Origin of the sequence: Mycobacterium sp. (assembly GCF_032161845.1) — a bacterium.
GTDB lineage: Bacteria > Actinomycetota > Actinomycetes > Mycobacteriales > Mycobacteriaceae > Mycobacterium.
Genome location: NZ_JAVRQA010000044.1, coordinates 1 through 5,915, shown reverse-complemented (window position 1 = coordinate 5,915; position 5,915 = coordinate 1). Strand labels below are relative to the sequence as shown.

The following is a 5,915-nucleotide window of genomic DNA, read 5'->3' as shown; positions in this document are numbered from 1 at the left end:
ACCGACGGGGACCGCTTCGCGTTCGACAACCCCGCGGCGATCCAGGCGTTCGAGTACCTGGTGCGCCTCGTCAACGACCAACACGTCGCTCCCCCCGCCTCGGACACCAACGACAACGGCGACTTCTCGCGCAACCAGTTCCTGCAGGGACGGATGGCGCTATTCCAGTCGGGCACCTACAACCTGTCCGCGATCGCGGATCAGGCACCCTTCCGCTGGGGCGTGACCATGCTGCCGACGGGTCCGACGGGTCGCGTCAGCGTCACCAACGGAATCGCCGCGGCGGGCAACGCCGCCTCACCACATCCCGATGCGGTGCGCCAGGTCCTCGAATGGATGGGCAGCACCCGCGGCAACGCGTTCCTCGGAGCCGACGGCGCCGCGATCCCTGCGGTGACCGCGGCGCAACCCGTGTACTTCAACCATTGGGCCGCCAGGGGCGTCGACGTCGCGCCGTTCTTCAAGGTGCTCGACGGACCTCGCATCGCAGCGCCGGGTGGGCCGGGTTTCGCAGCCGGCTACCAGGCGTTCAAACCGTACTTCGACGAGATGTTCCTCGGCCGCCGCGACGTCCCGAGCAGCCTCAAGGAAGCACAGGCTGCTGCCAACGCTGCGGCCGACCGCTAGGCGGGCAGGTGCCGAATGGCCAGTTATCGCACGCATTTTGGCTGATTGCGTAGCATAAGTGGCCACTCGGCGGCAAAAAGCTAGGTGCTCGTCGCCAGCGGGGTGAAGAGCTCGACGTACACCGAGACGGCGCACATCGCGATCACGATCGCAAACGCCACGGCGTCAGCCCATTTCGGTCGTGACGGCAGTGCGGAGATCTGACCGGCGCCACCCCGAGCGGTGATGGCATCACCCATCTCGTCGGCGCGACGCAACGCCACCGTGACGGCCGCCGCGAGCAGATCGATGAGTTCCCTCGACATGCGGTGCCGACGTTCCCTCCCGGTGTTGGCAGGCTCGCGGGGCCTCAGCTTGCGGGCGGCGAACAGCACCCGAAACTCGTCTATCAGCATCGGAAACGCCCGCAGCGCAAGCGAAAGCGTGACCGCCCAGTCGTCGACCGGCAGCCGCAAGAGTCGGAGCGGTCTGCCGATCTTGGCCACCGCGGGCGCAATCTCGGCGACGTTGGTGGTCCAGGACACCAACCCGCCCAGCCCGAGCAGCACGATCGAGAGCGCGGTGATCTGCAGGAACTTCACCAGGCCGCCGAGCCCGAAGTCGACCGAGGCGACGGTGAGGTGCGGGCTTCCGCCTGCGAACGATGCCGTCAGCGCGCCGAGGAACAGCAGGCCCCAAAGCCAACGGGGTACCGACGGTAGGACACCACGCGGAATGCGGGCCATCCTCGCGGTGACCAACACGAGCGTGGCGACCAGCGCGATCGGCACCCACCCTGGATAGAGCGTGAGCAGGATGCCGATGACGGCGACGACGAGCAGCTTCGTGCCCGCCCACAATTCGTGAATGACGGTGCGGCCCGGTACCGGTCGCAGCAGAACCACGGGCCGGGCAGGACGCCGGGCAGGACGTTGCGGCGCCGTCATCCGACCCCTCCCGCCGTCGTCGGTGCGGACATCACCGCGCCGTCCTGTAGATGTAACGTGCGTGGGCACAGTTCCTCGAGGCCGGAGAAGTCGTGCGAGATGACGATGACCGTCAACCCGGCGTCTCGGCGCAGGGCAGACAATAGCCCCAGCAGACCCCGCTGACTGGCCGCGTCGAGGCCGGCCAGTGGCTCGTCGAGGATCAGCACCCGCGGCTTGCGGGCCAGCAGCCCCGCCAGCACCACCCGCCGCATCTGGCCGCCGCTGAGTTGATCGATTCGGCGCAGGCCGATGTTCGGGTCGAGCCCGACCATCGCCAGCGCCGCGACGATCTGTGAGTGGTCGTAGTAGTCCAGCCCGGCGGCCGAGGCGATCTCGATGTCCACGCGTCCTCGCATCAACTGCAGCCGCGCGGCCTGGAACGAGATCGCCACGGCGCCAACCTGATCCGAGACGGGCTCGCCGTCGAGCAGGCAGGTGCCCGCGGTCGGCGTCAGCAGCCCGGCCATGATCCACGCCAGCGTGGACTTGCCGGAACCGTTGAGCCCGTGGATCAGCACACCGTCACCCTCGTTGACGACCAGGTCGACGTCGCGCAGAGCGGTTGACGTCCAAGGGGTCCCCAGCCCGTACTCATGCCCGACGCCCTTGAGTTCCAGCAGCGGTGACCCACCGCGGCGGGTCTGCGCATTGGTGGGCGTCGGCGCTGGCGCGGTGCTGACCATCTCGACGTTGTCCGCGGTGCCACCGTTACCCGTGAGGTCGATGATTCGATCCGCCGACGCCGCCTCGTCGTTGTAGTGCGTGATGTGCACCAACGACATTCGATGGTTCTTCGTCAACCCGGACAGTACCGAGATGAGTCCCTCTCGGCCCTGTTGGTCCACCATGCTGGTGACCTCGTCGGCGATCAGCAGCGACGGCTCCCGCGCCAGGGCCGCCGCGACGGCGAGGCGCTGGAGTTCCCCGCCCGACAGCCCGCCGGTGTCACGTTCGGCCAACCCGTCCAGTCCCACCTCCGCAAGGAGTCGGTCGACGTCCGTGGCGGTGCCGGGCGGCAGCCCGAACACGACGTCGTCGGCGACACGGGTGCCCAGAACCTGACTCTCGGGATGTTGCATGACGACGGCGGTGCCACCGGCCTTGCCGAGGCCGACGCTTCCCGGCCGATCGACGATGCCCGCGGTGGGTGGCCGGCCCGACAGCACCAACATCAACGTCGTCTTGCCCGACCCGTTGGGGCCGGTGACGGCCACGTGCTCGCCCTCGTCGACCGTCAGTGACACGGGACCGAGGGCGTCGCGGTCGGCGCCGTCGTAACGGAAGCGGACGTCACGGAACCGGGCGGGCACCGGGCCGACGGGCTCTGCCGAATCGACGGAGTCGAGCTTGTGCACGTCGGGCACCCCGGAGAGCCGAACGAGCACCCGCGACAGCGCCCACCATCCGATGAGGGTGACCGAGCCGATGCTGAGGATGCTGGCGCCGACGATCAGGACGGGCCAGTAGGTCAACATCGTTGCGAAGTCGTCTCGAAGTCGCTGAGCGGCCGGCTCGAGCCCGGAGATGCGTTGCATGATCGCGGCGATGCCGTCGATGTTGGCGGTGACGGACTCGAACATCAGGTCGCGGATCCGGTAGAACACCAGCAGGAAACCGACGCCTGCCACGCCGAAGACGGCGCCAGCGAGAACCGCCGCGACGGTGATCGTCGAGGTGCCGCGGCCGCGGCGTTTGATGATCCCGGTCAGTCCGCCGATGTAGGCGCAGTTGACGACCGTCATCAAGCCACCGAATCCGGCGATCAGGAAGGCGATGGTGCCGCCCGCGACCGTCGCCGCGATCAGCACCCGGAAGCGGTGGCGGTAGGCGAGCAACCCCATGGGCACGGTGCCGAGCACCGACAGACCTGCCGCGAACGGGACGACGACGGCGATGATCGCAGTGGCCGCGCTCAATGCGGCCATGACGGCGGCGTGCGCCAACTCGTCGGGCTTCATCGAGCCAGCTCGTCGAGGTGCGCCACCGCCGGTCTCGCTGCCGGTCCGGGCCATTTCTCGATTCTGCCAGCTGTCGGCGGCGAGCATTCGCGGCCGGCTGTGACCATGGCCACGATTGCCCGCGTTGATCTACATAGAGATCCTATGTAAAACTGAGTGCATGCCCTCACCATCTGCGACGCAACCAGCGGCAGACTCCTCCCTCGCTGCGGATCTATTGTCCGTGGTCGCCAGGCTCAACCGACTCGCCACCCAGCGCGTGAAGATGCAACTCCCGTACGCCCAGGCCCGGTTGCTGTCGACGATCGAGGACCAGGGCGCGGCGCGCATCTCCGACCTCGCCGCCTTCGACCACTGCTCCCAACCGACCATGACCACGCAGGTCCGTCGCCTCGAAGACGTCGGCCTGGTGTCACGCATCACCGACCCTGCCGACGCCAGGGCCGTCCTCATCAGCATCACCCCGAAGGGTCGGGAGGCCCTGGCTCGCGTGCGCGCCGACCGTGGCGCCGTCATCGACCCCTACCTGGAACGTCTCGAGCCCGCCGATCGTGAATCGCTGACCGAAGCAGTCCGCGTGATGCGCACGATTCTGGTGGATGCCAGGAATGGTCACTGAATTCGATTCTCCGACAACCCAACCCCTACTGAATAGGAGCAACCGCCCCATGTGGCGCCAACCCAAGGCCGTCTGGGCCGTCGCCTTCGCCTCCGTCGTGGCGTTCATGGGCATTGGACTCGTCGATCCGATCCTGAAGCCGATCGCCGACAACCTCGACGCCACACCGTCGCAGGTGTCCTTGCTGTTCACCAGCTACATGGCCGTCATGGGCGTCGCAATGCTGATCACCGGAGTGGTGTCCAGCCGCATCGGGCCGAAGCGCACCCTGCTGGTCGGACTGGTGATCATCATCGCGGGCGCAGGCCTGGCGGGAATGTCCGACTCCGTGATGGGCATCGTCGGTTGGCGGGCACTGTGGGGGCTGGGCAACGCCCTGTTCATCGCCACCGCCCTCGCCACCATCGTCAACTCCGCCCGCGGTTCGGTGGCCCAGGCGATCATCCTGTACGAGGCCGCTCTGGGACTCGGCATCGCGGTCGGCCCACTCGTCGGCGGCGTCCTTGGCTCGATCTCCTGGCGCGGGCCCTTCTATGGCGTCTCGGCCCTGATGGCCGTCGCGCTGGTCGTGACGGCCTTCCTGCTGCCGTCGACGCCACGCGCCGAACGCGCGACCAGCCTGGCCGACCCGCTGCGCGCTCTGAAGCACCGCGGCCTGCTCGGCGTCGGAATCACCGCGCTGCTGTACAACTTCGGCTTCTTCACCCTGCTCGCGTTCACGCCGTTCCCGCTCGACATGAACGCCCACCAGATCGGCCTCATCTTCTTCGGCTGGGGGGTGGCGTTGGCGTTCACCTCGGTGGTCGTCGCGCCGCGCCTGCAGCGCCGGTTCGGCACCATCCGCGTGCTCGTCCTCAACCTGCTCGCGTTCTCACTGCTTCTCGCCGTGATGGCCCTTGGTGCCGACCACAGGGCCGTCCTCGCGACGTGCGTGGTGATTGCCGGGCTGTTCATCGGCGTCAACAACACCCTGATCACCGAGACGGTGATGAAGGCGGCGCCCGTGGAGCGCGGTGTGGCATCGGCCGCGTACAGCTTCCTGCGGTTCGGCGGCGGCGCCATCGCGCCGTGGCTCGCCGGCGTGCTCGGCGAGACGTTCAACGCGCACCTGCCGTTCTGGGTGGGCGCGGCCGCGGTACTGCTCGGCGCCGGGGTCCTGGTCGCGAGCAAGCCCTACCTGACTCACATCGACGACGCCGAGGACGAGGTCGACGAGCTGACCGACCAAGCCACCGCGGTTACCGTCGGCAACGACTAGCCAACCGATTGCAGTCGTTGGCATTTGAACCCTTTGACCGAGTGCGGACGTATTTAGACTGTCGGTTTCGCACTTACCTCGGGGGCACCATGTCGGCGGCTTACAAACTTCTCCAACTCGCGCTGGCGGTCTTTGGCGTGATCGCCCTACTTCTGTATCCCCTCGCCATGGTCTGGCCGTCGGGGTGGGCGTGGCATTCCGGAGCACCGTATGAGTCCGATTACTTCATGATGATCGTCGGCCTGTACGCGACCCTCGGCGTCTTCCTGCTCAACGCCGCGCGGAATCCGAAGGCCAACCTCAGCCTCATCTGGTTCGCCGTCTGGTCGAGTGCCGTCCACGCCTTGATCATGGCGGCGCAGTCCTTCGGGGGCGGGCACCACATGGGACATCTCGCCGGCGACGTCCCGGCGCTGCTGCTGGTGGCCGTCGTCCTATCGGCGCTGGTGCTGGCGTCCGACCTCAAGCCGCAGTCGAAGGCGACG

At 67.6% G+C, this 5,915-nt stretch carries 6 protein-coding genes; 4 read left to right on the top strand and 2 right to left on the bottom strand.

Annotated features, from left to right (window positions below; translation table 11 throughout):
- On the top strand, positions 1 to 627 hold a 627-nt coding region (locus QOD90_RS02760; protein ID WP_526346436.1), incomplete at its 5' end, for an extracellular solute-binding protein.
- A gap of 80 nt (positions 628 to 707) precedes the next feature.
- Here the strand turns inward: QOD90_RS02760 and QOD90_RS02755 are convergent.
- Both QOD90_RS02755 and QOD90_RS02750 read right to left on the bottom strand, forming a co-directional pair.
- Positions 708 to 1,553 carry an energy-coupling factor transporter transmembrane component T gene (locus QOD90_RS02755; RefSeq protein WP_526346434.1) on the bottom strand — a complete coding sequence of 282 codons (846 nt, stop codon included), beginning with the start codon at positions 1,551 to 1,553 and terminating at the stop codon, positions 708 to 710.
- Positions 1,550 to 3,607 carry a DUF2232 domain-containing protein gene (locus QOD90_RS02750; protein WP_526346432.1) on the bottom strand — a complete coding sequence of 686 codons (2,058 nt, stop codon included), beginning with the start codon at positions 3,605 to 3,607 and terminating at the stop codon, positions 1,550 to 1,552. The genes QOD90_RS02755 and QOD90_RS02750 overlap by 4 nt, the downstream gene beginning before the upstream one ends.
- A gap of 106 nt (positions 3,608 to 3,713) precedes the next feature.
- Here QOD90_RS02750 and QOD90_RS02745 point away from each other — a divergent pair, with 106 nt between their 5' ends.
- From QOD90_RS02745 to QOD90_RS02735, 3 genes are all read left to right on the top strand, one after another.
- Positions 3,714 to 4,172 (top strand): MarR family winged helix-turn-helix transcriptional regulator, encoded by a 459-nt coding sequence (locus QOD90_RS02745; protein ID WP_526346430.1) that lies wholly within the window; start codon positions 3,714 to 3,716, stop codon positions 4,170 to 4,172.
- A gap of 49 nt (positions 4,173 to 4,221) precedes the next feature.
- The gene (locus QOD90_RS02740) at positions 4,222 to 5,430 is read left to right on the top strand and encodes an MFS transporter (protein ID WP_526346428.1); all 1,209 of its coding nucleotides are present in this window, start codon (positions 4,222 to 4,224) and stop codon (positions 5,428 to 5,430) included.
- 89 nt (positions 5,431 to 5,519) lie between these two features.
- The coding region (locus tag QOD90_RS02735) for a DUF6632 domain-containing protein (RefSeq protein ID WP_526346426.1) at positions 5,520 to 5,915 on the top strand (396 nt) is incomplete at its 3' end.

Bases quoted from the DNA above. Each gene is read 5' to 3' on its own strand.
- QOD90_RS02755 (WP_526346434.1), bottom strand. From the start codon at position 1,553: ATGACGGCGCCGCAACGTCCTGCCCGGCGTCCTGCCCGGCCCGTGGTT.
- QOD90_RS02750 (WP_526346432.1), bottom strand. From the start codon at position 3,607: ATGGCCCGGACCGGCAGCGAGACCGGCGGTGGCGCACCTCGACGAGCT.
- QOD90_RS02745 (WP_526346430.1), top strand. From the start codon at position 3,714: ATGCCCTCACCATCTGCGACGCAACCAGCGGCAGACTCCTCCCTCGCT.
- QOD90_RS02740 (WP_526346428.1), top strand. From the start codon at position 4,222: ATGTGGCGCCAACCCAAGGCCGTCTGGGCCGTCGCCTTCGCCTCCGTC.